This window comes from Pseudomonas sp. Y5-11, from assembly GCF_022368695.1.
In the GTDB taxonomy this organism is placed as follows: domain Bacteria; phylum Pseudomonadota; class Gammaproteobacteria; order Pseudomonadales; family Pseudomonadaceae; genus Aquipseudomonas; species Aquipseudomonas parakoreensis.
Window position 1 is genome coordinate 2694757 of record NZ_CP058974.1, and the last position, 26255, is coordinate 2721011.

Here is a 26255-nt window from a genome sequence, read left to right on the forward strand (position 1 = left end):
GCCATGCCTCGGCACCAAACAGGCAGAATTCGGAGTAATAGTAGCTGGACGATACACTCTGCAAGGCGCGGATGACCAGTTAACAGTTGTTAGTGCTTGCCAATGCGTGCGGGCAGATTAAGCTGGCCGCCGATTTCGTTGATTGGAGAGATTCATGTCCCGCCGCTTGCCCGTGATTCTGTTGCTCGTGCTGTTGCCGCTGTGGCTGGCCGCCAGTTATGGCGCGCGTTATGGCTTCATGGAGGATGGGCAGTGGGTCGGCATCTGCGTCGATGAGGCGAGCCGCTGGGAATGCGCGGTGCGCTCGAACCTGGGACTGATGATTCACTTCAAGGTATTGGGCTGGACCGCGCTGGGTGCGGCGCTGCTGGGTTTTGTGCTGCCGGGGCGGGCAGGGTGGTGGCTGGCGGTGCTGGCGCTGGTGTTCGGGTTGCCGGCGCTGGCGTTGTACAACACGACGCTGGCGGTGTTTGCGGTGGTGATTGCCGGATTGCGGCTGGTCCGGGCATCCCGCAGCGCCTGACAGAAAAAGATCGCAGCCTTCGGCAGCTCCTGCAAGGGGCAGTGAACCCTGTAGGAGCTGCCGAAGGCTGCGATCTTTTGATCTTGCTGCTAATCAGCGACTGCGAACCCGCAGACAGCGCCACAACGCAGCGACCATCAACCCGCTGACCAGCGCCCAGCCCCACGCCTGCTGATTCAACAAGCCTTCTTCATACAGCTGCGGCGCAATGCCGGCGCCGATGATAAAGGTCAGCAGGGCGATTTCCCGGCGCGGCACGCTGACCGGGCGGCACACATACACCAGCGCCGGCAGAATGAACGCCATGCTGGCAAAGCTGCGATAGCGTGCGTCAAAAACCATCTCCAGCATCATCACCGCTGCCGCAAAACCGGCCACGGCAACCAGCCATCCGGCGCGGCGTTCCAGCAGACTGAACGCGCGTTCACGCCAACCCTGGCGGGCGCTCAGGCTCAGCGCGGCATGTGCCAGCACCAACAGATTCAATACGGTCAGCAAGCCGACCCACAGCCATTCGCTGGCAAACCGCGTGGTCACTCGCGCCAGATCGCCCCAGGCGCCGATCGAACAGGCGGCCAGCGCACCGAGCAGCGGCAGGATCAATGCCGATCGGGTGGTGCGCACTCGGCCGCCGAGCAGCAGGGTGCCGAGGAAAATCAGTCCGCCGACGCCCAGCCATGCTTTCCAGTACGGCACATTGCTCACCGGCCCGGCGAGCACGCCCTTGTCCTGGCGATCGGCATCGAACAGGCCCCAGTAACCGCCGACTGCACCTTCGCTGCCACGCTTCCATGGCTGGTCGAACGCTTCGATCAAGTTGTAGTGCCAGCCTTCCTTTTCGGCCATCGCGACAAAACCACGAATGAACTTGGCCTCGTTGACCCGGCTCGGCAGGGCGGTTTCGCGCTGGCGACCTTCGCTGGGCCAGCCGGTCTCGCCGATCATCACGTCTTTGGGCGCGAATTTGTTGCCGAACACCTGGCGTACATCCGCCACATGTTGCAGGGCGACGTCGATGTTCGACGGATCATCTTCCCAGTACGGCAGCAAGTGAATGGTCAGGAAATCCACCGCCGGCGCGACTTCCGGGTGCTTGAGCCAGAACTCCCAGACATCGGCATAGGTAACCGGTTGCTTGACCTGGCTTTTGACCTTGTTGATCAGCTTCGCCAGTTGCGCGCCGGTGACTTCCTTGCGCAGCAGCGCTTCGTTGCCGACGATCACCGCGCTGACCACATCCGGGTTGGCGTTGGCCGAGGCAATCAGCAGGTCGACTTCCTTTTCGGTGTCCACCGGGTTGCTGTTGACCCAAGCACCGATCATCAGCTTCAAACCGTGCTTGCGCGCCAGTTCCGGCAGCGCTTCGAGGCCGGTCATCGAATAGGTGCGGATACATTCGAAACGCGTCGCCAGCAGGGCGAGGTCGGCATCCATGCGCTCCGGGCGCAGTTTGAACGGCACGTCGAACGGCGACTGATCCTTGTCGAACGGCGTGTAGGAGGCGCATTGCAACTTGTGCGTCGGGGTCGCGGCGTCCGGCAGGATCACCGGTTTGCCGAGGCCGTACCAGAAGCCGCCAAGGGCAAACAGGCCGAGCAGGCAGGCGAAGAGATAAGGAACAAGCGGGAAGCGGGAGGTTGCGGACATGGTCAGGCCGAGTGGCTGCAAAGCGACGCATGTTACCTGCATTTATCCGCGGGTTGGTGGCCTGCATGATTTGCACATGCAAAGTTCGGGCGGATTGTCTGGCGCCAATTATTCAGAGGTGATTAATGGCCTTCTGATGTCGTTTCTCGGTGTATTGAGGTCGCTGACAGAGCAGGTCGCGTTTGGCGTCAGGCCGATGATCGAAAGCGTCAGTACTCCACTGATGGTCGGTCGAGTTTGCAGTCAGGCGTGATGGGGGCGCTGTGCACCATAACAATACGTTGACGATGCCCGGCATCCGTCGGGCGCAGCATTTCGGGGAAGTAAACGATGAACATGCGACGACTTTTAGGCGCAGGTGCCGCTCTGGTGCTTGCGATGAGTTCCACATTCGCCAGCGCTGAAAAACAGACCCTGAACATCGGTTACGTTGACGGCTGGTCCGACAGCGTCGCGACCACCCACGTGGCGGCCGAGGTGATCAAGCAGAAACTCGGCTATGACGTGAAGCTGCAAGCCGTCGCCACCGGGATCATGTGGCAGGGCGTGGCCACCGGCAAACTCGATGCGATGCTCTCGGCCTGGTTGCCGGTGACCCATGGCGAATACTGGGCGAAGAACAAGGATCTGGTCGTCGATTACGGCCCGAACTTCAAGGATGCGAAAATCGGCCTGATCGTGCCGGAGTACGTCAAGGCGAAATCGATCGAAGACCTCAAGACCGATGACAGCTTCAAGAACCGCATCGTCGGCATCGACGCCGGCTCGGGCGTGATGCTCAAGACCGATCAGGCGATCAAGGATTACGGTCTGGACAAATACACCCTCAAGGCCAGTTCCGGCGCCGGCATGATTGCCGAGCTGACCCGCGCCGAGAAGAAGAACGAATCGATTGCCGTCACCGGTTGGGTGCCGCACTGGATGTTCGCCAAGTGGAAACTGCGCTTCCTTGACGACCCGAAAGGCGTGTATGGCGCGGCTGAAACCGTAAACAGCATCGGTAGCAAAGAATTGGCTACCAAGGCGCCGGAAGTGGCCAAGTTCCTGAAAAACTTCCAGTGGGCGTCGAAAGACGAGATCGGCGAAGTCATGCTGGCCATCCAGGATGGCGCCAAGCCTGACGCGGCGGCCAAGGATTGGGTCGCCAAGCACCCGGACCGCGTGGCTGACTGGACCAAATAAAAGTACCAACAACGCCTGACCCCTGTGGGAGCGAGCTTGCTCGCGAAAGCGGTGTAACAGTTGACAGAAATGTTGGCTGATACGACGCCTTCGCGAGCAAGCTCGCTCCCACATTTATTTCCAGCGACAAGTCCCGTCTTGCAGGGTTTACGGCTGTTTCAAAGCCGCTTTCCAATTCTTTCGGCTAATTAGCGTCCGAAAATTGGCGAAAACGTCATGTCGTTCTAATACTAAGGTCGTCTGGAAGCCGTTCCGCAGCCGCATACAGTGGATACGTTCCAACAATAATCTGTGCTGCGAGGATAAAAACAATGAACGACAGCATTTACCTCTCGATTCAAAACAGCCCGCGTTTCAAGGAGCTGGTGAGAAAAAGAGAAAAATTCGCCTGGATACTCTCGGCGATCATGCTCGGGCTGTATTCCGGATTCATCCTGTTGATTGCTTACGGGCCGCAAGTGCTCGGCGCGAAACTCAGCCCCGGGTCTTCGATTACCTGGGGCATTCCGATCGGTGTCGGGCTGATTGTCTCGGCCTTCGTCCTGACCGGTATCTACGTGCGACGCGCCAATGGCGAGTTTGACGACCTGAACAATGCGATTCTCAAGGAGGCTCAGCAATGATCCGGCGTCTACTGGCTCTTTTGAGCATCGCAGCATTCGCTCCGGCTGTCTGGGCTGCTGACGCCTTGACCGGCGAAGTCCACAAACAACCGCTCAACGTTTCCGCCATCGCCATGTTCGTGGTGTTCGTCGGTGCGACCCTGTGCATCACCTACTGGGCGTCCAAGCGCAACAAGTCGGCTGCCGACTACTACGCCGCGGGCGGCAAGATCACCGGCTTTCAGAATGGTCTGGCGATTGCCGGCGACTACATGTCGGCGGCGTCCTTCCTGGGGATTTCCGCGCTGGTGTTCACCTCTGGCTACGATGGCCTGATCTACTCGATCGGCTTCCTGGTGGGCTGGCCGATCATTCTGTTCCTGATCGCCGAGCGTCTGCGTAACCTGGGTAAATACACCTTTGCCGACGTGGCGTCCTACCGCCTCGGGCAAACCCAGATCCGCACGCTGTCTGCCTGTGGTTCGCTGGTGGTGGTGGCGTTCTACTTGATCGCGCAAATGGTCGGTGCCGGCAAGCTGATCCAGCTGCTGTTCGGCCTCGACTACTACGTGGCGGTGATTCTGGTCGGTATCCTGATGTGCCTCTACGTGCTGTTCGGTGGCATGCTGGCGACCACCTGGGTGCAGATCATCAAGGCGGTGCTGTTGCTGTCCGGTGCTTCGTTCATGGCGCTGATGGTGATGAAGCACGTCAACTTCGACTTCAACATGCTGTTCTCCGAGGCGATCAAGGTTCACCCCAAAGGTGAGGCGATCATGAGCCCGGGCGGTCTGGTGAAAGACCCGATTTCGGCGTTCTCCCTGGGCCTGGCACTGATGTTCGGTACTGCTGGCCTGCCACACATCCTGATGCGCTTCTTCACCGTGAGTGACGCGAAAGAAGCGCGCAAGAGCGTGCTGTATGCCACCGGCTTCATTGGCTACTTCTACATCCTGACCTTCATCATCGGCTTCGGCGCCATCCTGCTGGTCAGCACCAACCCGGCCTTCAAAGATGCAGCGGGCGCTCTGCTCGGCGGCAACAACATGGCGGCGGTGCACCTGGCTGACGCAGTGGGTGGCAGTATTTTCCTCGGCTTCATCTCGGCGGTGGCGTTCGCGACCATTCTGGCGGTGGTGGCCGGTCTGACCCTGGCCGGTGCTTCGGCGGTGTCTCACGACCTGTATGCCAGTGTGATCAAGAAGGGCAAGGCCAACGACAAGGATGAGATTCGCGTGTCGAAGATCACCACCATCGCCCTGGGTGTGCTGGCGATTGGTCTGGGCATCCTGTTCGAAAGCCAGAACATCGCGTTCATGGTCGGCCTGGCGTTCTCGATTGCGGCGAGCTGCAACTTCCCGGTGCTGTTGCTTTCGATGTACTGGAAGAAGCTGACGACCCGCGGCGCGATGGTCGGTGGCTGGTTGGGGCTGGTGAGTGCGGTGGGTCTGATGATCCTCGGCCCGACCATCTGGGTGCAGATTCTGCATCACGAGAAGGCGATCTTCCCTTACGAGTACCCGGCGTTGTTTTCGATGATCATTGCGTTCATCGGTATCTGGTTCTTCTCGATCACCGACAAGTCGGCGGCGGCCGAGAACGAGCGGGCGCTGTTCTTCCCGCAGTTTGTGCGTTCGCAGACGGGGTTGGGGGCGAGTGGGGCGGTTTCGCACTAAGCGTTGGTTGCATGGTTGAGAGAAATGCCCTGGTTGAGAGATCGGGGCATTTTTTTGTGGGCGGTTATCGGACTTGGGCCTTCGTGGTTGGCGGTTATGAGTACATATCCGTTGCTGCGGTAACGGCGGCTTAGGGTTCCGCCCTGACGGCGGGTCACTTTGGCAAAAGCCCCAAAGTAACCAAAGGGCTTTACCCTGACGTTCGGCCCTCGCTTGGGCTCGGGTTCCTTCGCTGCGGGATTCATCCGGGGGGCAGCGCCTACGGTTTGCTTCGCTGCACCTCCTCTCGCTGTGTTTGGCTGCGCCAAACGGTCGCTGCGCTCCCACCCCCGGATAAATCCCTCCACTCAGCCTGCCGACGGGCCCTCAGATCAAGAGCGGTACTCGAGCTAACGCTCATCGTGTGGAGTGGGGCGGCTTCGCCGCATGGGGCGTGCACGAATAAAGTTGTGGGAGCTGGCTTGCCAGCGATGGCGGCCTGACAGCCGACCAATTTCTAACTGAAAACACCGATCCCATGTAGGAGCTGCCGAAGGCTGCGATCTTTTGATCTGCTTTGGCTTTGGCTTTGGCTTTGGCTTTGGCTTTGGCTTTGGCTCTTGATCTGGCTTTTGATTTTTGCCCCATCGGCAGGCCGAGCGAAGGTGTCCATCAGGGGGAAGGCGCGCAGCGCCATGCGGCGAAGCCGCATACATCGAGAGGAGGTGCAGCGAAGCAAACCGTAGGCGATGCCCCCGGATGGACACCGTAGCGAGGGAACACTGAGCCTCAGCGAAGTGCCGTACGCCGGGGCAAAGCCTTTTGGGTTACCTTTTCGGCGTCTGGAAAAGGTGACTCGCTGTAAGAGCGAAACCGCCAGCGGCAGCACCCGCAGCAACGGATATGCCCACAAACACCCAAAAGCCAGTCGGCCCACAGGCCGCTGCGACCACACAAACAAAAACGGCCTCTATATAAATAGAGGCCGTTCCCGATACAACTTCAAGACATTATCGCAAGACAAGCCTTATTTGCGGTCTTCCAGCTTGGTGATATCACGCGACTCATAGCCAGTGTACAACTGGCGCGGACGGCCAATCTTGTACGGGCTGGAGAGCATTTCTTTCCAGTGCGAAATCCAGCCGACAGTACGTGCCAGGGCGAAGATCACGGTGAACATGCTGGTCGGAATACCGATCGCCTTGAGGATGATCCCCGAGTAGAAGTCGACGTTCGGGTACAGCGAGCGTTCGATGAAGTACGGGTCGGTCAGCGCGATCTCTTCCAGGCGCATGGCCAGTTCGAGTTGCGGATCGTTGTTGATACCCAGCTCCTTCAGTACTTCGTCGCAGGTCTGCTTCATGACCGTCGCGCGAGGATCGCGGTTCTTGTAAACGCGGTGACCGAAGCCCATCAGCTTGAACGGGTCGTTCTTGTCCTTGGCCTTGGCGATGAACTTGTCGATGTTGGAAACATCGCCAATCTCGTCAAGCATGGTCAGAACGGCTTCGTTCGCACCGCCGTGGGCAGGGCCCCACAGTGCGGCGATGCCGGCGGCGATACAGGCGAACGGGTTGGCACCCGAAGAACCTGCCAGGCGCACGGTGGAGGTCGATGCGTTCTGCTCGTGGTCGGCGTGAAGGATGAAGATCCGGTCCATGGCCTTGGCGAGTACCGGGCTGATCGGTTTGATCTCGCACGGGGTGTTGAACATCATGTGCAGGAAGTTTTCCGCGTACGTCAGGTCGTTGCGCGGGTACATCATGGGTTGGCCCATGGAGTACTTGTAAACCATCGCTGCCAGGGTTGGCATCTTGGCAACCAGACGGATCGCGGAGATTTCGCGATGCTGCGGGTTATTGATGTCCAGGGAGTCGTGGTAGAAGGCCGAGAGGGCGCCGACTACGCCGCACATGACGGCCATCGGGTGGGCGTCGCGACGGAAGCCGTTGAAGAAGGTTTTCAGCTGCTCGTGAACCATGGTGTGGTTTTTCACGGTGCTGACGAACTGGGCCTTCTGTTCTGCAGTCGGCAATTCGCCGTTGAGCAGCAGGTAGCAGGTTTCCAGGTAGTCCGACTTTTCAGCCAGCTGTTCGATCGGGTAGCCGCGGTGCAACAGAATGCCGTTGTCGCCGTCGATATAGGTGATCTTCGATTCGCACGAGGCGGTCGACATGAAACCCGGGTCGAAAGTGAAGCGGCCCGTGGCCGTCAGGCCCCGAACATCGATTACATCGGGACCAACGGTGCCGGTTAAAATGGGCAGCTCGACGGGGGCTGCGCCCTCGATGATCAACTGCGCTTTTTTGTCAGCCATGTGGCCTCCTATTTATGCTTGAACCATCAGACAGACCCCCCACGCAGGGCCCGCACCACTATAGTGAGATAAATTCGAATGTCAATTTGCCTAAAGTCTTGCTCCAGAAGGCTTTAAGCGCACTTTTTCCTCGAAATTGCCTGCCATTTACGCCTTTTATACGACTTGTGCAATCAGCTATTTGGGGTAGGTGATTGCGTTGTCATTAGTAGCCTAACTGTCTATACTCGGCCACCGACCGCCAAGGGCTTTTGGGCCTGCTTTATTGGGGGTCGCATCCCTGGGTGGTGGTTACCTGACCAGTGCACTCCCCAACAACTTTGCCCTGATTGTTAGGGGCTCTTCAGTGTGAAAAAAAAGCCGTGAAAAGCCAACGACCTGTAAACCTAGACCTAAGGACCATCAAACTCCCCATCACCGGCGTTACGTCGTTTCTTCACCGTGTTTCCGGCATCATCCTCTTCCTGGGTATCGGCTTCATGCTTTATGCATTGGGCAAGTCTCTGGGTTCCGAGGAAGGTTTTGCCGACGTGAAGGCATGCTTGACCAGCCCGCTGGCCAAGTTCGTAGCATGGGGCCTCCTGTCCGCTCTGCTGTATCACCTGGTAGCCGGTGTGCGCCACTTGATCATGGATATGGGCATCGGTGAGACGCTGGAAGGCGGCCGCCTGGGCTCGAAAATTATCATCGCGGTTTCCGTGGTGCTGATCGTTCTGGCAGGAGTTTGGATATGGTAACCAGCGTTACGAACCTTTCGCGTTCGGGCCTCTATGACTGGATGGCGCAACGTGTGTCTGCGGTTGTTCTCGCGGCTTATTTCATCTTTCTGATCGGATACCTTGCAGTGAATCCGGGCATTGGCTACGACCAGTGGCACGGCCTGTTCGCTCACAACGGGATGCGTATCTTCAGTCTGCTGGCCCTCGTTGCCCTTGGCGCTCACGCCTGGGTCGGCATGTGGACCATCGCGACCGACTACCTGACGCCAATGGCGCTGGGCAAGTCCGCGACCGCAGTACGTTTCCTTTTCCAGGCAGTATGCGGCGTTGCGATGTTCGCTTACTTCGTCTGGGGTGTGCAGATTCTCTGGGGTATCTGAGTCATGGCTAACATTCCAACGATTTCTTTCGACGCCATCATTATTGGTGGTGGCGGTGCCGGCATGCGCGCTGCGCTGCAACTGGCACAAGGCGGTCACAAGACTGCGGTGATCACCAAGGTTTTCCCGACCCGTTCGCACACTGTATCCGCCCAGGGCGGCATCACTTGCGCGATCGCGTCCGCTGACCCGAACGATGACTGGCGCTGGCACATGTACGATACCGTCAAGGGTTCCGACTACATCGGTGACCAGGACGCTATCGAATACATGTGTCAGGAAGGCCCGGCTGCCGTTTTCGAACTGGACCACATGGGTCTGCCGTTCTCGCGTACCGAGCAAGGCCGTATCTACCAGCGTCCATTCGGTGGTCAGTCCAAGGACTACGGTAAAGGCGGCCAGGCTGCTCGCACCTGCGCAGCATCCGACCGTACCGGTCACGCGCTGCTGCACACCCTTTATCAGGGCAACCTGAAAGCCGGTACCACGTTCCTGAACGAGTACTACGCTGTCGACCTGGTGAAAAACCAGGAAGGCGAGTTCGTCGGTGTGATCGCGATCTGCATCGAAACCGGCGAAACTTCGTACATCCGCGCCAAGGCCACCGTATTGGCCACTGGCGGTGCCGGTCGTATCTACGCCTCCACCACCAACGCCCTGATCAACACCGGTGACGGCGTTGGCATGGCGCTGCGTGCTGGCGTACCGGTACAAGACATCGAAATGTGGCAGTTCCACCCGACCGGCATCGCCGGCGCCGGTGTACTGGTTACCGAAGGCTGCCGTGGTGAAGGTGGTTACCTGATCAACAAGCACGGCGAGCGTTTCATGGAGCGTTATGCTCCGAACGCGAAAGACCTGGCTGGTCGTGACGTGGTTGCTCGCTCGATGGTTAAAGAAATCATCGCCGGCAACGGTTGCGGTCCGAATGGCGACCACGTAATGCTCAAACTCGACCACTTGGGCGAGGAAGTGCTGCACAGCCGTCTGCCAGGTATCTGCGAACTGTCGAAGACTTTCGCTCACGTTGACCCGGTGGTTGCTCCGGTTCCGGTGGTTCCGACCTGCCACTATATGATGGGCGGCGTTGCCACCAACATTCATGGTCAGGCAATCACCCAGAACGCCGAAGGCGTGGATCAGATCATTCCTGGTCTGTTCGCCGTAGGTGAAGTGGCTTGCGTATCGGTACACGGTGCCAACCGTCTGGGCGGCAACTCGCTGCTCGACCTGGTGGTATTCGGCCGCGCTGCCGGCCTGCACCTGGAAAAGGCGCTGACCGACGGCATCGAATACGACGACGCTACCGAAGCCGACATCGAAGCAGCCCTGTCGCGTCTGAACGCGCTGAACGGCCGTACCGATGGCGAAGACGTGGCAACCCTGCGTCGCGAGCTGCAAAGCTGCATGCAGAACTACTTCGGTGTATTCCGTACTGGCGAATACATGCAGAAGGGCATCGCTCAGCTGGCCGATCTGCGCAAGCGTATCGCCAACGTGAAGATCAACGATAAGTCGCAAGCGTTCAACACTGCGCGTATCGAAGCTCTGGAACTGCAAAACCTGCTGGAAGTGGCTGAAGCTACCGCCATCGCGGCCGAAGTACGTAAAGAGTCCCGCGGCGCTCACGCCCGTGAAGACTTCGAAGACCGTGACGACGAAAACTGGCTGTGCCACACCCTGTACTTCCCGGGTGAGAAACGCGTCGCCAAGCGTGCCGTAAACTTCTCGCCGAAGACTGTTCCGACTTTCGAACCTAAAGTCCGGACTTATTAAGGGTGATCGCCATGTTGCAAGTCAGTGTTTATCGCTACAACCCTGATCAGGACGCTGCGCCGTTCATGCAGGAATTCCAGGTCGATACCGGTGGTAAAGACCTGATGGTGCTGGACGTGCTGGCCCTGATCAAAGAGCAGGACGAGGGTTTCTCCTATCGTCGCTCTTGCCGTGAAGGCGTCTGCGGCTCCGACGGCATGAACATCAACGGCAAGAACGGTCTGGCGTGCATCACGCCGCTGTCCGCTGTCGTAAAAGGCAACAAGTTGATCGTTCGTCCGCTGCCAGGTTTGCCGGTTATCCGTGACCTGGTTGTCGATATGAGCATCTTCTACAAGCAATACGAGAAGGTTAAGCCTTACCTGCAGAACGACACGCCGGCTCCGGCCATCGAGCGTCTGCAGTCCCCTGAAGAGCGTGAAAAGCTCGACGGTCTGTACGAGTGCATCCTGTGCGCCTGCTGCTCGACCTCGTGCCCGTCCTTCTGGTGGAACCCGGACAAATTCCTGGGTCCAGCTGCCCTGCTGCAAGCGTACCGCTTCCTGGCAGACAGCCGTGACACCAAGACGTCCGAGCGTCTGGCTTCGCTCGATGACCCGTTCAGCGTCTTCCGCTGCCGGGGCATCATGAACTGCGTCAACGTATGTCCGAAAGGCCTGAACCCGACTAAGGCCATCGGTCACATCCGTAACATGCTGCTTTCGAGCGGCGTGTGATTCAGCTGCTGTAACCGTAGAACCGCTGTAACGAAGAGGCTGTGGCGCGGGCTTCAACCCGCGTCATGGCTATAACCAGAGCAGTAGCCACAAGCTGCAGCTCTTATTTTGAAGAAATGAGACAAGCAGGGGCATCCGGGCTGGTACCCGGACTATCAGCGTGATCCTAAGTGGCTTGTTTTGGTCGCTGCATTCGGACTTCTGCAAGTTTGCTCGGTATTGACGCCGATGGTGTTCCCCTAACCGAGGGTGACCAAGCATGCAAGAAAGCGTGATGCAGCGCATGTGGAACAGCGCCTACCTTTCAGGTGGAAACGCTGCCTATGTGGAAGAGCTTTATGAGCTCTACCTGCACGACCCTAACGCTGTGCCAGAAGAGTGGCGCACCTACTTTCAGAAGCTGCCTGCCGACGGCAGCTCTGCCACTGATGTTTCGCACTCCACAATTCGCGATCATTTCGTGCTGCTGGCAAAGAACCAGCGCCGCGCTCAACCGGTTTCCGCCGGGAGCGTGAGCAGTGAGCACGAGAAGAAGCAAGTTGAAGTGCTGCGATTGATCCAGGCCTACCGTATGCGTGGCCACCAGGCAGCCCAGCTTGACCCGCTGGGGCTGTGGCAGCGTCCTGCACCTGCAGACCTGTCGATCAATCATTACGGCTTGACCAATGCCGATCTTGATACGACCTTCCGTGCCGGCGACCTGTTCATCGGCAAAGAGGAAGCGAGCCTACGCGAAATTCACGAAGCGTTGCAGCAGACATATTGCCGCACCATCGGCGCTGAATTTACGCACATCACCGATTCCGAGCAGCGCCAGTGGTTCCAGCAGCGTCTGGAAAGCGTGCGCGGTCGTCCGACGTACTCCGCCGATATCAAGAGCCACCTGCTTGAGCGCGTGACTGCCGGTGAAGGCCTGGAAAAATACCTGGGCACCAAATACCCGGGCACCAAGCGTTTCGGTCTGGAAGGCGGCGAAAGCCTGATTCCGATGCTCGACGAACTGATCCAGCGTTCCGGTTCCTACGGCACCAAGGAAGTCGTCATCGGCATGGCCCACCGTGGCCGTCTGAACGTGCTGGTCAATACCTTCGGCAAGAACCCGCGCGAGCTGTTCGACGAGTTCGAAGGCAAGAAGAAGGTCGAGCTGGGTTCCGGTGACGTTAAATACCACCAGGGCTTCTCGTCCAACGTGATGACCGCCGGCGGTGAAGTTCACCTGGCCATGGCGTTCAACCCGTCCCACCTGGAAATCGTTTCCCCGGTGGTAGAAGGTTCGGTTCGCGCCCGTCAGGATCGTCGTAACGACCCGACCGGTGAGAAGGTTCTGCCGATCTCCATCCACGGTGACGCTGCATTCGCAGGTCAGGGCGTGGTCATGGAAACCTTCCAGATGTCGCAGACCCGCGGTTTCAAGACCGGCGGTACCGTGCACATCGTGATCAACAACCAGGTCGGTTTCACCATCAGCAACCCGCTGGACTCGCGTTCCACCGAGTACGCCACCGACGTTGCGAAGATGATCCAGGCACCGATCCTCCATGTGAATGGTGATGATCCGGAAGCTGTGCTGTTCGTGACCCAGCTGGCCATCGACTATCGCATGCAGTTCAAGCGTGACGTGGTGATCGACCTGGTCTGCTACCGTCGTCGCGGCCACAACGAGGCCGACGAGCCAAGCGGCACCCAGCCGCTGATGTATCAGCAGATCACCAAGCAGCGCACCACCCGTGAGCTGTACGCTGATCGTCTGACTCAGGCCGGTGTGCTCGACGCAGAGCGTGTACAGGCGAAAGTCGACGAGTACCGCAACGCGCTGGACAACGGTCTGCACGTGGTGAAATCGCTGGTCAAAGAGCCGAACAAAGAGCTGTTCGTGGATTGGCGTCCGTATCTGGGCCACGCCTGGACTGCGCGTCACGACACACGCTTCGATCTCAAGACCCTGCAGGAACTGTCTGCCAAGCTGCTGGAAATTCCGGAAGGCTTCGTGGTTCAGCGTCAGGTTGCGAAGATCTACGAAGACCGTCAGAAGATGCAAGCCGGCGGCCTGCCGATCAACTGGGGTTACGCCGAAACCATGGCGTACGCGACCCTGGCGTTCGAAGGTCACCCGATCCGCATGACCGGTCAGGACATCGGCCGCGGTACGTTCTCGCACCGTCACGCTGTGCTGCACAACCAGAAAGATGCCGGCACCTACATTCCGCTGAAACACCTGTACGAAGGTCAGCCACGTTTTGACCTGTATGACTCGTTCCTGTCGGAAGAAGCGGTACTGGCCTTCGAATACGGCTACTCGACCACCACGCCAAACGCGCTGGTGATCTGGGAAGCCCAGTTCGGCGACTTCGCCAACGGTGCACAGGTTGTTATCGACCAGTTCATCACCAGCGGCGAGCACAAGTGGGGCCGTCTCTGCGGTCTGACCATGCTGTTGCCGCACGGCTACGAAGGTCAGGGTCCTGAGCACAGCTCGGCACGTCTTGAGCGTTACCTGCAACTGTGCGCCGAGCACAACATTCAGGTGTGCATGCCGACCACGCCGGCGCAGATCTACCACTTGCTGCGCCGTCAGGTGATTCGCCCGCTGCGCAAGCCATTGGTCGTTCTGACTCCAAAGTCGTTGCTGCGCCACAAGCTGGCCGTCTCGACTCTGGAAGATCTGGCCGAAGGTTCGTTCCAGACCGTGATCCCGGAAATCGACGCCCTGGACCCGAAAAAGGTCGAGCGTGTTGTTCTGTGTAGCGGCAAGGTCTACTACGACCTGCTGGAAAAACGTCGTGCCGAAGGCCGTGACGATATCGCCATCGTGCGTATCGAGCAGATGTATCCATTCCCTGAGGACGACTTGAAAGAAGTCCTGGCGCCTTACACCAACGCCAAAGCGGCCGTCTGGTGTCAGGAAGAGCCAATGAACCAGGGCGCCTGGTACTGCAGCCAGCACCACCTGCGTCGCAGCATCGGTAACCTCAACAAATCTCTCGTACTCGAGTACGCGGGCCGTGAGGCTTCTGCTGCACCTGCATGTGGTTACGCATCGATGCACGCCGAGCAGCAGGAAAAACTGCTGCAAGACGCGTTTACCGTTTAACGCCTTCGCGCACCTGAAACCGAATTTAAGGAACCACAGATAATGGCTATCGAGATCAAAGCCCCCACTTTCCCGGAATCGGTTGCCGATGGCACCGTTGCCACCTGGCACAAACAACCGGGCGACGCCGTCAAGCGTGACGAACTGATCGTCGACATCGAAACCGACAAAGTCGTACTGGAAGTGCTGGCTACCGCCGACGGCGTGCTGGGCGCAATCGTCAAGAACGAAGGCGACACCGTTCTGTCCGACGAAGTCCTGGGCTCCATCACTGAAGGTGGCGCTGCTGCCGCTGCTCCAGCCGCCGCTGCTGCTCCGGCCGCTGCTGCCGCTGCCCCGGCTGCTGCCGAAGGCGAAGACGATCCTGTTGCTGCTCCGGCTGCGCGCAAGCTGGCTGAAGAGAACGGCATCAACATCGCCTCCGTTGCCGGCACCGGCAAAGGCGGTCGTGTGACCAAGGAAGACGTGGTGGCTGCTGTTGCCGCGAAGAAAGCCGCTCCGGCTGCCGCTCCTGCGAAAGCTGCTGCTCCGGCCGCTGCTGCCCCGGTATTCGCTGCCGGTGACCGCGTTGAAAAACGCGTGCCAATGACCCGTCTGCGTGCCAAGGTTGCCGAGCGTCTGGTTGAAGCCCAGTCGAACATGGCCATGCTGACCACGTTCAACGAAGTCGACATGACCGAAGTCATGGCCCTGCGTTCGAAGTACAAGGACCTGTTCGAGAAGTCCCACAACGGCGTACGCCTGGGCTTCATGTCGTTCTTCGTCAAGGCGGCCACCGAAGCGCTGAAACGCTTCCCGGCGGTCAACGCTTCGATCGACGGCGCAGACATCGTTTACCACGGCTACGCCGACATTGGTGTTGCCGTTTCCAGCGACCGTGGTCTGGTTGTTCCGGTTCTGCGTAACGCCGAGCTGATGAGCCTGGCTGAAATCGAAGGCGGCATCGCCACGTTCGGCAAAAAAGCCCGTGACGGCAAACTGTCGATGGAAGAGATGACCGGTGGTACCTTCACCATCACCAACGGTGGTACCTTCGGCTCGATGATGTCGACCCCGATCGTCAACCCGCCGCAGGCAGCGATTCTGGGCATGCACAACATCATCCAGCGTCCTATGGCCATCAACGGTCAGGTCGTGATCCGTCCGATGATGTACCTGGCACTGTCCTACGATCACCGTCTGATCGATGGCAAAGAAGCTGTAACCTTCCTGGTGACCATCAAGAACCTGCTGGAAGATCCGGCTCGTCTGTTGCTGGATATCTGATAGAAGCAGCCATGCGCTGCGGGTGGCGTACCGTCGGCAACGGCGGTACGGCCCGCAGCGCGCGGCTTGAAGCTTTTCGCTAAAGAGGATTTTTTGAATGTCGCAGAAATTTGACGTAGTAGTGATCGGTGCCGGCCCTGGCGGCTATGTTGCTGCCATCAAGGCCGCGCAGCTGGGTCTCACCACTGCCTGCATCGAGAAGTACACCGACGCTGAAGGCAAACAGGCCCTCGGTGGTACTTGCCTGAACGTCGGCTGCATTCCGTCCAAGGCGCTGCTGGACAGCTCCTGGAAGTACAAGGAAGCCAAAGAGAGCTTCAACGTTCACGGTATCTCGACCGGCGAAGTCAAAATGGACGTCGCTGCGATGGTTGGCCGCAAGGCTGGCATTGTCAAGAACCTGACTGGCGGCGTTGCCACCCTGTTCAAGGCCAACGGCGTGACCTCGATCCAGGGCCACGGCAAGCTGCTGGCTGGCAAGAAAGTCGAAGTCACCAAGCCGGACGGTTCGGTTGAAGTCATCGAAGCCGAAAACGTCATCCTGGCCCCAGGTTCGCGTCCGATCGACATTCCACCGGCTCCGGTCGATCAGAAAGTCATCGTCGATTCGACGGGTGCTCTGGAATTCCAGGCCGTCCCTAAACGTCTGGGCGTGATCGGCGCTGGCGTGATCGGTCTGGAACTGGGTTCGGTGTGGTCGCGTCTGGGTGCAGAAGTGACTGTCCTGGAAGCTCTGGACACTTTCCTGATGGCAGCCGACACCGCTGTTTCCAAGGAAGCACTGAAAACCCTGACCAAACAGGGCCTGGACATCAAGCTGGGCGCTCGCGTGACCGGTTCGAAAGTGAACGGCGACGAAGTCGTTGTTAACTACACCGATGCCAACGGCGAACAGACCATCACTTTCGACAAGCTGATCGTAGCCGTTGGTCGCCGTCCGGTGACCACTGATCTGCTGGCTGCCGACAGCGGCGTGACCCTGGACGAGCGCGGTTTCGTGCACGTTGACGATCACTGCGCCACCACCGTACCGGGCGTTTACGCCATCGGTGACGTGGTGCGCGGCATGATGCTGGCGCACAAGGCCTCGGAAGAGGGCATCATGGTTGTCGAGCGCATCAAGGGTCACAAAGCCCAGATGAACTATGACCTGATCCCTTCGGTTATTTATACTCACCCGGAAATCGCGTGGGTTGGCAAAACCGAGCAGGCCTTGAAAGCCGAAGGCGTTGAAGTTAACGTCGGCACCTTCCCGTTCGCCGCTTCCGGCCGTGCCATGGCCGCCAACGATACCGGTGGTTTCGTCAAGGTCATCGCTGATGCCAAGACCGACCGCGTATTGGGCGTGCACGTGATTGGCCCGAGCGCTGCAGAACTGGTTCAGCAGGGCGCGATCGGTATGGAATTCGGCACCAGCGCTGAAGACCTGGGCATGATGGTTTTCTCCCATCCGACCCTGTCTGAAGCCTTGCACGAAGCTGCTCTGGCGGTGAATGGCGGCGCCATCCACATTGCCAACCGCAAGAAGCGTTAAGACACACAATAAGAAACCACGGCGGTAACGGCCCGTCGTGAGCCTTGCGAGCAAGTCTCACCGCGGAATGTCCGCTGGACGCAGTCTTGCGTAGCTGAACCGGGTAACCGGATGGCTACGCAAGCAGCAGTCACAGGTGGCGCGGCACTCATCAAGAGCGCAGCGCCGAATGCGCAGTACCTAACGAAGACGGTAAAAAGCATGAATCTTCACGAGTATCAGGGTAAGCAGCTGTTCGCTGAATACGGCCTGCCAGTTTCCACTGGTTACGCAGTAGACACCCCGGAAGCAGCAGCAGAAGCTTGCGACAAAATCGGCGGCAGCGAGTGGGTTGTCAAAGCCCAGGTCCACGCCGGTGGTCGCGGTAAAGCGGGCGGCGTCAAGCTGGTTCGCAACAAAGAAGACGCCAAGGCCTTCGCACAGCAGTGGCTGGGCAAGCGTCTGGTGACTTACCAGACTGACGCCAATGGTCAGCCAGTCACCAAGATCCTGGTTGAATCGTGCACTGATATCGCTAAAGAGCTGTACCTGGGCGCTGTCGTTGACCGTTCGAGCCGTCGCATCGTGTTCATGGCCTCCACCGAAGGTGGCGTGGACATCGAGAAAATCGCTCACGACACGCCAGAAAAAATTCTGAAAGCCACTATCGATCCACTGGTTGGCGCTCAGCCGTTCCAGGGTCGCGAGCTGGCGTTCCAACTGGGTCTGGAAGGCAAGCAAGTTGCCCAGTTCGCCAAGATCTTCGTCGGTCTGGCCAAACTGTTCCAGGATCACGATCTGGCCCTGCTGGAAGTGAACCCGCTGGTGATCAAGGCTGACGGCGATCTGCACTGCCTGGACGCCAAGATCAACATCGACGCCAACGCCATGTACCGTCAGCCTAAGCTGAAGACTTTCCACGATCCGTCGCAAGACGATCCGCGCGAAGCGCACGCTGCCAAGTTCGAACTGAACTACGTAGCCCTGGAAGGCAACATCGGCTGCATGGTCAACGGTGCCGGCCTGGCCATGGGTACCATGGACATCGTCAACCTGCACGGCGGCAAGCCAGCCAACTTCCTCGACGTAGGTGGTGGTGCTACCAAAGAGCGCGTGACCGAAGCCTTCAAGATCATCCTGTCCGACACCAATGTCGCTGCAGTACTGGTCAACATCTTCGGCGGCATCGTTCGCTGCGACATGATTGCCGAAGGCATCATCGGCGCCGTGAAAGAAGTCGGCGTGAAAATCCCGGTTGTTGTTCGCCTTGAAGGCAACAACGCTGAGCTGGGCGCTAAAGTACTGGCAGAAAGCGGTTTGAACATCATCGCTGCTACCAGCCTGACCGACGCTGCTCAACAAGTTGTCAAAGCTGCGGAGGGCAAATAATGAGCGTCCTGATCAATAAAGACACCAAAGTTATCTGCCAGGGTATTACCGGTTCGCAAGGTAGTTTCCACACCCAGCAAGCCATCGAATACGGCACCAAGATGGTTGGCGGCGTAACCCCGGGCAAAGGCGGCACCGAGCACCTGGGTCTGCCAGTGTTCAACACCGTTAAAGACGCAGTCGCAGCCACTGGCGCTACCGCCAGCGTGATCTACGTTCCGGCTCCTTTCTGCAAGGACTCGATCCTGGAAGCAGCGTTCGGCGGCATCAAGCTGATCGTCTGCATCACCGAAGGCATTCCTACCCTGGACATGCTGGACGCTAAAGTTAAGTGCGACGAGCTGGGTGTTACCCTGATCGGCCCTAACTGCCCAGGCGTGATCACTCCAGGCGAATGCAAGATCGGCATCATGCCAGGTCACATTCACTTGCCAGGCAAGGTCGGTATCGTTTCGCGTTCCGGCACCCTGACCTACGAAGCTGTGAAGCAGACCACTGACGCCGGTTTCGGTCAGTCGACTTGCGTCGGCATCGGTGGTGACCCGATCCCGGGTTCGAACTTCATCGACATCCTGAAGCTGTTCCAGGAAGACCCGAAGACCGAAGCGATCGTGATGATCGGCGAGATCGGCGGTTCGGCTGAAGAAGAAGCGGCTGCCTACATCAAGGCACACGTGACCAAGCCGGTTGTTTCCTACATCGCGGGTGTGACTGCTCCTCCGGGCAAGCGCATGGGCCATGCTGGCGCAATCATCTCTGGCGGCAAAGGCACTGCAGACGAGAAATTCGCTGCGCTGCAAGACGCAGGCGTAAAAACCGTGCGTTCGCTGGCAGACATCGGCAAGGCCCTGGCCGAGCTGACCGGTTGGGCTGTCAAGTAAGCCTCGTGCTTGACTGACGCTTCACCAGACAAAGGCCACCTTCGGGTGGCCTTTGTTGTTTCTGCAATCTGGAAAATATATGGGTTTTTGTGGCGAGGGGATTTATCCCCGATGGGCTGCGAAGCGGCCCCCTGATCCCGTGAGTGCGCTCAGTCTGAAAAAACCATACGGTCTCAATCGGGGCCGCTGCGCGCCCCATCGGGGATAAATCCCCTCGCTACATGTCCTGGTTCTTCCTGCAGAGTGCTCCGCAGGAAAAATAGATGCGTAAACGCGACACCGACACGTCGTGTATCGGATAGTTCGCCCTCAAACAGTGCGTTTGTCAGACAAATTCGTTAGGCTAGCAGCCATTTTTGCGTCTGCCGCCCACAAGGCATGCAACGCGCTAAACGGGTCAGCCCCATACGGACTGACAGCATTTCCCTAACCCCACAGGGAAATCCCCCTCTAAATTCCGATTCAGTAGTGTGGTATTTCCTTAATGAAAGTTTTGAAAGGTCAGGACATCCTGGCACTGGGCTTTATGACATTTGCCCTGTTCGTCGGGGCCGGCAACATCATTTTCCCGCCTATCGTCGGCCTGCAGTCCGGACCTAACGTCTGGATGGCGGCGCTGGGCTTTTTGATCACGGCAGTCGGTCTGCCGGTGGTCACCGTTGTCGCTCTGGCCAAGGTCGGTGGTGCGATGGATGCGCTGAGCAGCCCGATCGGCAAGATCGCCGGTGGTGTGCTCGCCGCGGCGTGCTACCTGGCGGTTGGCCCGTTGTTCGCCACCCCGCGGACCGCGACCGTGTCGTTCGAAGTGGGTCTGGCGCCACTGACCGGCGAAAGCCCGCTGGCGCTGTTCCTCTACAGCTCGGTGTACTTCCTGCTGGTGTTCTTTATCTCGCTGTATCCGGGCCGTCTGCTCGATACCGTGGGGCGTTTCCTCGCGCCGCTGAAAATCATCGCCCTGGCGGTACTCGGCATCGCCGCGTTCGCCTTGCCGGCCGGTGATATTGGCCAGGCCACGCCTGAATACGTCGCGGCACCGTTCTCTCAGGGCTTCATCAATGGTTACCTGACCATGGATACCCTCGGCGCGCTGGTGTTCGGCATCGTCATCGTCAACGCAATCCGCTCCCGTGGCGTCGAGTCGCCTGCGCTGATCACCCGTTACGCGATCATTGCCGGCCTCATCGCCGGTGTCGGTCTGGCACTGGTGTACATCAGCCTGTTCCGCCTCGGTTCCGGCAGCCATGAAGTCGCGGTCGGTGCCACCAACGGCGCGGCGGTGTTGCATGCTTACGTGCAGCACACCTTCGGTTCGCTGGGCAGCGGTTTCCTCGCGGTGCTGATCTCGCTGGCGTGCCTGGTGACCGCGGTCGGTCTGACCTGCGCCTGCGCTGAATACTTCAGCCGCGTGCTGCCGCTGTCCTACAAGACCCTGGTGATCATCCTCGCCGCGTTCTCGCTGCTGGTGTCCAACCTGGGCCTGACCAAGCTGATCGCGTTCTCCATCCCGGTACTGACCGCAATCTACCCGCCGTGCATCGTTCTGGTGGCTCTGAGTTTCTGCAAGGACTTCTGGCATGAACACGGGCGGATCCTCGGCCCGGTCATGCTGGTGTCGTTCCTGTTCGGCACCATCGACGCGCTCAAGGGCGCCGGTCTGGCTGACTGGATGCCGTCGCAGCTGGCGCACCTGCCGCTGAGCGAGCAGGGGTTGGCCTGGCTGGTGCCATGCGTGATGACCCTGGTGGTCGCCGTGGTCTGCGATCGCCTGCTGGGCAAGCGCAGCGAAGCGGTTGCCTGACGTTGTCTGACCCGCCACAAGCGGGTCTTCAGCGCTTAAACGGAAATGCCCCGTATCAATCGATACGGGGCATTTTTTATGGGCGTCTGGCAGTGTCTTTTTTCGCGAGCTAACGTCGAAAGGTTGCCGAAGTCTTAATGTGGGAGCGAGCCTGCTCGCGAAAGCGTTGTGTCAGCCGCCATCAATGTTGTGTGATACGCCGCTTTCGCGAGCAGGCTCGCTCCCACAGGTAGCATCCATACTCCACAGGGAATTGCATGTCGTTCATCCAAGCCAACCTGATCCATCTGCTGGCCGCGCTCTGGTTTGTCATCTGCTGGGGCGGTTACACCCGTTATGCGTCGTGGAAGGCCCGCGATACCGCGTGCCTGGCCAGTGTGTTGCACCTGTACCGCGAAGACTGGATGCGCCGCATGCTCCTGCGTGACAACCGCATCGCCGACGCCAGCGTGATTGGCAATCTGGAACGCAACGCCTCGTTCTTCGCCTCCAGCACGCTGATTATTCTTGCCGGTATTCTGACCGTGCTCGGTGCATCCGAACGCGCCGTGTCGTTGCTGGCGGATATCCCGATGGTGCAACAGGCATCGCAGGGCATGTCGGAGATCAAGTTGCTGTGCCTGGCGCTGGTGTTCGTCTATGCGTTCTTCACGTTCAGCTGGTGCATGCGTCAGTACAACTTTGCCGCGGTACTGGTCGGCTCAGCGCCAATGATCGGCGAACGCCAGGTGTCCGAGCAGGAGCGCAAGGCGTTCGCACTGCGGGCGGCACGGGTGATTTCGATGGCGGCCAACCAGTTCAACTTCGGTCTGCGTTCCTACTACTTCGGCATGAGCATGCTGGCGTGGTTTGTCAGCCCATGGTTGTTCATGTTGATGAGTGCCGGTGTGGTTCTAGTGTTGTACCGCCGCGAGTTTCATTCCGACGTGCTCGATGTGATGGTCTATACCCCTACAGAGGCGCCATTGCCCGAAACCAATAAAGAGGCTGTTTGATGAGTATTCCGTTCTGGTGTGTGTTTATCAGTGCATTGTTGATCTACATCGCGCGTATGCCGGTGGGTAAAGCCATGAAAGAGCAGGGCGGTTACAACAACCACCTGCCGCGCCAACAACAGGCGCAACTCACTGGTTACGGCGCGCGGGCGCTGGCGGCGCATCAGAACTGCATCGAAGCGTTCATCCTGTTCGCCGTGGGTGTGCTGATGGCGCACACCACGCAAACCCAAGGCTGGTTGATTGATGCTCTGGCAATCATTTTTGTGATCGCGCGGGTTCTTTACGTGTGGTTGTACCTGGCGGATAAACCATCCCTGCGCAGCCTGGTGTGGCTGGTCGGCCTGCTCTGCAGTTTGTTGCTGATGATTAGTCCGACTTTTAGAACCGTATTGCTCTAAGAAAGCCTCTAAGCCAAGACTGACCAAAAATCACAGGCAAAAGAAAACCCGCACTTGGCGGGTTTTCTTTTTCTGCATCAAGTCGCAATTATTGCTTCTTGGCAGCTTCTTCCTGAGCAGCTTGATTCGATTCAGCCTGAGCTTTGGCAGCTTCGGCGTTTTCTTTTGCTGCGTCGTTCACTTTATCCTGAGCTTTGTTCATGTCTTGCTGAGCTTGCTCAGCATGTTGGTTGGCATCTTGAGCTTTGTCCTCGGATTTTTTATCGCAGGCAGCGAGACCGAGGGAAGCGGTCAACATCAAGGCAATAGCTAAAGTCTTACGCATGGGGTGTTTCTCCTTATGGAAAATAACTACTGGCCTTAAGAGCGCAGCGCCAAAGGTTAAGTTCCTCATTTTGTTCAGATATATAAGTTTGTTTTTCAGTGGAACTTTTGCCGTATTGCTTACTACTGGCAAAAGGCTCTAACGAGAGTAATTATCAAATGGCTGAAAACCCCGTTTTTGAGCGCGCGACACGCTTTCTCTCCGCCCTGCGCCATTGTCAGGTGCTCGGTTTGACGGTGCACAGCGCCAGCAGCGAAGGGCTGACAGTGAAGCTGCCGTACAGCGCGAAAATCGTTGGCAATCCGCAAACCGGGGTCATCCACGGCGGTGCGATTACTTCGCTGATGGACACCGCATGCGGCATGTCCACGTTGTGCGTTTTGCCGGAATTCGAAGTCTGCCCGACCCTGGACCTGCGCATCGACTACATGCACGCCGCAGAGCCGAACAAGGACGTCTACGGTTTCGCCGAGTGTTATCGGGTCACCACCGATGTGATCTTCGCCCGCGGTTTTGCCTATCAGGACGACCCGCAGCAACCCATAGCCCATGTGGTTGGCACCTTCATGCGCATGGGCAAGGGGCTGAAAGGCACCCAGGGATTTGGCGGCAGGATCAAAGGAGAACTTCGATGAGCGATGACTGGAAGCAACAACTGCTGCTGGCTCACGCCCAAGGCGATTACGCGCCTTTGCTGCAGATGATTCCCTACGCCGGGCTGATCGGCGTCGAATGCTCGCGAGTCGGTGATGACCTGCTGTTCAAGCTGCCGGCGAACAAGGACAACATTGGTAACCCTTTATTGCCTGCGATCCATGGCGGGGTGATCGCCGGATTCATGGAGCTGGCAGCCGCGTTGCATTTGCTGATCTTCACCGGAGCGCCCGGGGTGCCGAAGATCATCGATTTTTCCCTGGATTACCTGCGCGCCGGGCAGTTTCGCGACACTTGGGCCAAATGTCAGGTCTGCCGTCAGGGCCGGCGTGTGGCCAACGTCGCCATCACGGCCTGGCAAAGTACCGAGAGCGAGCCGATTGCCACCGCCCGTGCACACTTCAAAATCGATGAGCCCTTGAAATCCTGAACGCTGCCCCCAACTCAGTGAACAACCCGCCGCCGACCCTCCGGGTCGCGGCCACTGCCATCTGATTGGAGTTTGATGACCATGAGTGTGGAAACTCAAAAGGAAACCCTGGGCTTCCAGACCGAGGTAAAGCAACTGCTGCACCTCATGATCCATTCGCTGTATTCCAACAAGGAAATCTTCCTTCGCGAATTGATCTCGAACGCCTCTGACGCTGTCGACAAGCTGCGCTTCGAAGCTCTGGCCAAGCCGGAATTGCTCGAAGGTGGCGCTGAACTGAAAATCCGTGTGAGCTTCGACAAGGACGCCAAGACCGTCACCCTCGAAGACAACGGTATCGGCATGAACCGTGACGATGTGATCACCCACCTGGGGACCATCGCCAAATCCGGTACCGCCGATTTCATGAAGAATCTCTCGGGCGATCAGAAGAAAGATTCGCACCTGATCGGCCAGTTTGGTGTCGGCTTCTACTCCGCCTTCATCGTTGCCGACAAAGTCGATGTGTACAGCCGTCGCGCCGGCACTCCTGCCAGCGAAGGCGTGCACTGGTCGTCGAAAGGCGAGGGCGAGTTCGAAGTTGCCACTATCGACAAGCCAGAGCGCGGTACCCGCATCGTCCTGCACCTGAAGTCTGGTGAAGACGAGTTCGCCGATGGCTGGCGTCTGCGCAACATCATCAAGAAATACTCCGACCACATCGCGCTGCCGATCGAGCTGCCGAAAGAAGTGGCTGCTGCCGAGGGCGAAGAGAAACCAGCCGTTGAATGGGAAACCGTCAACCGCGCCAGCGCCCTGTGGACCCGTCCGCGCACTGAAGTGAAGGACGAGGAATACCAGGAGTTCTACAAACACATCGCCCACGACTTTGAAAACCCGCTGGCCTGGAGCCACAACAAAGTCGAAGGCAAGCTCGAGTACAGCTCGTTGCTGTACGTGCCGGCCCGCGCGCCGTTCGACCTGTACCAGCGTGAAGCGCCGAAAGGCCTGAAGCTCTACGTGCAGCGCGTGTTCGTGATGGATCAGGCCGAGTCGTTCCTGCCCCTGTACCTGCGCTTCATCAAAGGCGTGGTCGATTCCAACGATCTGTCGCTGAACGTGTCGCGGGAAATCCTGCAGAAAGACCCGATCATCGACTCGATGAAGTCGGCGCTGACCAAGCGCGTGCTGGACATGCTGGAAAAACTGGCGAAGAACGAGCCTGAGCAATACAAGGGCTTCTGGAAAAACTTCGGTCAGGTCATGAAAGAAGGCCCGGCAGAAGATTTCGCCAACAAGGAAAAAATTGCCGGTCTGCTGCGCTTCGCATCGACCACCGAAGGTGACGGCGAGCAGATCGTCGGTCTGGCGGACTACCTGGCGCGCGCCAAGGAAGGTCAGGACAAGATCTACTACCTCACCGGTGAAACCTATGCGCAGGTCAAGAACAGCCCGCACCTGGAAGTCTTCCGCAAGAAAGGCATCGAAGTGCTGCTGCTGACCGATCGTATCGACGAGTGGCTGATGAGCTACCTCAGCGAGTTCGACGGCAAGACCTTTGTCGACGTAGCACGCGGTGACCTCGATCTGGGCAACCTGGACTCGGAAGAGGACAAGAAAGCTGCAGAAGAAGTCGCCAAGTCCAAAGAAGGTCTGGTCGAGCGCCTGAAAACCGCGCTGGGCGATTCCGTTGCCGAGGTTCGCGTCTCTCACCGCCTGACCGACTCGCCAGCCATTCTGGCCATCGGCGAACAGGACCTGGGCCTGCAAATGCGCCAGATCCTCGAAGCCAGCGGGCAAAAAGTGCCGGAGTCGAAGCCGATCTTCGAATTCAACCCGAGCCACCCGCTGATCGAGAAACTCGATGGCGAGCAGAACGAAGCGCGTTTTGGCGACCTGTCGCACATCCTCTTCGATCAGGCCGCTCTGGCGGCTGGCGAAAGCTTGAAAGACCCGGCCGCTTATGTGACCCGTCTGAACAAGCTGCTGGTTGAGCTGTCAGCCTAATCACGATGT

At 58.6% G+C, this 26255-nt stretch carries 22 protein-coding genes; 19 read left to right on the forward strand and 3 right to left on the reverse strand.

Annotated elements, in window-relative coordinates; genetic code table 11:
- The first annotated feature begins 154 nt into the window (after window positions 1–154).
- Window positions 155–523, forward strand: a complete 369-nt coding sequence (locus HXW87_RS12130; RefSeq protein ID WP_047292624.1) for a hypothetical protein — start codon at window positions 155–157, stop codon at window positions 521–523.
- A 93-nt stretch (window positions 524–616) separates the two neighbouring features.
- On the opposite strand, the gene HXW87_RS12135 is transcribed toward HXW87_RS12130, so the two are convergent.
- A complete protein-coding gene (locus HXW87_RS12135; protein ID WP_239778971.1) occupies window positions 617–2212 on the reverse strand; it encodes a beta (1-6) glucans synthase in 1596 nt (531 codons plus the stop codon).
- Window positions 2213–2500: 288 nt separating this feature from the next.
- Between HXW87_RS12135 and HXW87_RS12140 the strand changes: the two genes are divergently transcribed.
- The 3 genes from HXW87_RS12140 to HXW87_RS12150 all read left to right on the forward strand — a co-directional run bounded on the left by HXW87_RS12140 (window position 2501) and on the right by HXW87_RS12150 (window position 5630).
- Complete coding sequence (locus HXW87_RS12140; RefSeq protein ID WP_239778972.1) at window positions 2501–3352, forward strand: glycine betaine ABC transporter substrate-binding protein; 852 nt, start codon at window positions 2501–2503, stop codon at window positions 3350–3352.
- Window positions 3353–3663: 311 nt separating this feature from the next.
- The gene (locus HXW87_RS12145; protein WP_041072887.1) at window positions 3664–3975 is read left to right on the forward strand and encodes a DUF485 domain-containing protein; all 312 of its coding nucleotides are present in this window, start codon (window positions 3664–3666) and stop codon (window positions 3973–3975) included.
- Complete coding sequence (locus tag HXW87_RS12150; RefSeq protein WP_041072885.1) at window positions 3972–5630, forward strand: cation acetate symporter; 1659 nt, start codon at window positions 3972–3974, stop codon at window positions 5628–5630. Before HXW87_RS12145 ends, HXW87_RS12150 begins: the two co-directional genes overlap by 4 nt.
- A 1006-nt stretch (window positions 5631–6636) precedes the next feature.
- Here HXW87_RS12150 and gltA read toward each other — a convergent pair.
- A complete protein-coding gene (gene gltA / locus HXW87_RS12155; protein ID WP_003222994.1) occupies window positions 6637–7926 on the reverse strand; it encodes a citrate synthase in 1290 nt (429 codons plus the stop codon).
- Between the two features lie 362 nt (window positions 7927–8288).
- Between gltA and sdhC the strand changes: the two genes are divergently transcribed.
- From sdhC to HXW87_RS12215, 12 genes are all read left to right on the forward strand, one after another.
- Window positions 8289–8663 (forward strand): succinate dehydrogenase, cytochrome b556 subunit, encoded by a 375-nt coding sequence (sdhC, locus tag HXW87_RS12160; protein WP_047292829.1) that lies wholly within the window; start codon window positions 8289–8291, stop codon window positions 8661–8663.
- Window positions 8657–9025: a succinate dehydrogenase, hydrophobic membrane anchor protein gene (gene sdhD, locus HXW87_RS12165; protein WP_047292833.1), complete on the forward strand. Its 369-nt coding sequence runs from the start codon at window positions 8657–8659 to the stop codon at window positions 9023–9025. The genes sdhC and sdhD overlap by 7 nt, the downstream gene beginning before the upstream one ends.
- A gap of 3 nt (window positions 9026–9028) precedes the next feature.
- Window positions 9029–10801 (forward strand): succinate dehydrogenase flavoprotein subunit, encoded by a 1773-nt coding sequence (sdhA, locus tag HXW87_RS12170; protein WP_007962857.1) that lies wholly within the window; start codon window positions 9029–9031, stop codon window positions 10799–10801.
- 11 nt (window positions 10802–10812) lie between these two features.
- Window positions 10813–11517 (forward strand): succinate dehydrogenase iron-sulfur subunit, encoded by a 705-nt coding sequence (locus tag HXW87_RS12175; RefSeq protein ID WP_003223007.1) that lies wholly within the window; start codon window positions 10813–10815, stop codon window positions 11515–11517.
- Window positions 11518–11776: 259 nt separating this feature from the next.
- A complete protein-coding gene (locus tag HXW87_RS12180) occupies window positions 11777–14608 on the forward strand; it encodes a 2-oxoglutarate dehydrogenase E1 component (RefSeq protein ID WP_239778973.1) in 2832 nt (943 codons plus the stop codon).
- A gap of 42 nt (window positions 14609–14650) precedes the next feature.
- Window positions 14651–15874 carry a 2-oxoglutarate dehydrogenase complex dihydrolipoyllysine-residue succinyltransferase gene (gene odhB, locus HXW87_RS12185; protein WP_047292841.1) on the forward strand — a complete coding sequence of 408 codons (1224 nt, stop codon included), beginning with the start codon at window positions 14651–14653 and terminating at the stop codon, window positions 15872–15874.
- Between the two features lie 97 nt (window positions 15875–15971).
- Window positions 15972–17408: a dihydrolipoyl dehydrogenase gene (gene lpdA, locus HXW87_RS12190; RefSeq protein ID WP_041074385.1), complete on the forward strand. Its 1437-nt coding sequence runs from the start codon at window positions 15972–15974 to the stop codon at window positions 17406–17408.
- Window positions 17409–17609: 201 nt separating this feature from the next.
- The gene (gene sucC, locus HXW87_RS12195) at window positions 17610–18776 is read left to right on the forward strand and encodes an ADP-forming succinate--CoA ligase subunit beta (RefSeq protein WP_003223015.1); all 1167 of its coding nucleotides are present in this window, start codon (window positions 17610–17612) and stop codon (window positions 18774–18776) included.
- Window positions 18776–19657 (forward strand): succinate--CoA ligase subunit alpha, encoded by an 882-nt coding sequence (gene sucD, locus HXW87_RS12200; RefSeq protein WP_003223019.1) that lies wholly within the window; start codon window positions 18776–18778, stop codon window positions 19655–19657. The genes sucC and sucD overlap by 1 nt, the downstream gene beginning before the upstream one ends.
- 484 nt (window positions 19658–20141) lie before the next feature.
- Entirely contained in the window at window positions 20142–21455 is a 1314-nt protein-coding gene (gene brnQ, locus HXW87_RS12205) for a branched-chain amino acid transport system II carrier protein (protein WP_047292845.1), read from the forward strand.
- Window positions 21456–21712: 257 nt separating this feature from the next.
- Complete coding sequence (locus tag HXW87_RS12210) at window positions 21713–22450, forward strand: DUF599 family protein (protein ID WP_047292847.1); 738 nt, start codon at window positions 21713–21715, stop codon at window positions 22448–22450.
- Window positions 22450–22851, forward strand: a complete 402-nt coding sequence (locus HXW87_RS12215) for an MAPEG family protein (protein ID WP_182401382.1) — start codon at window positions 22450–22452, stop codon at window positions 22849–22851. The genes HXW87_RS12210 and HXW87_RS12215 overlap by 1 nt, the downstream gene beginning before the upstream one ends.
- An 88-nt stretch (window positions 22852–22939) precedes the next feature.
- On the opposite strand, the gene HXW87_RS12220 is transcribed toward HXW87_RS12215, so the two are convergent.
- Complete coding sequence (locus HXW87_RS12220; protein ID WP_007962865.1) at window positions 22940–23176, reverse strand: hypothetical protein; 237 nt, start codon at window positions 23174–23176, stop codon at window positions 22940–22942.
- A gap of 158 nt (window positions 23177–23334) precedes the next feature.
- Here HXW87_RS12220 and HXW87_RS12225 point away from each other — a divergent pair, with 158 nt between their 5' ends.
- The 3 genes from HXW87_RS12225 to htpG all read left to right on the forward strand — a co-directional run bounded on the left by HXW87_RS12225 (window position 23335) and on the right by htpG (window position 26246).
- Complete coding sequence (locus HXW87_RS12225; protein ID WP_121184399.1) at window positions 23335–23811, forward strand: PaaI family thioesterase; 477 nt, start codon at window positions 23335–23337, stop codon at window positions 23809–23811.
- Window positions 23808–24260 carry a PaaI family thioesterase gene (locus HXW87_RS12230; RefSeq protein ID WP_041074374.1) on the forward strand — a complete coding sequence of 151 codons (453 nt, stop codon included), beginning with the start codon at window positions 23808–23810 and terminating at the stop codon, window positions 24258–24260. The genes HXW87_RS12225 and HXW87_RS12230 overlap by 4 nt, the downstream gene beginning before the upstream one ends.
- Window positions 24261–24341: 81 nt before the next feature.
- Entirely contained in the window at window positions 24342–26246 is a 1905-nt protein-coding gene (gene htpG / locus HXW87_RS12235) for a molecular chaperone HtpG (protein WP_047293050.1), read from the forward strand.
- Window positions 26247–26255: the final 9 nt, after the last annotated feature.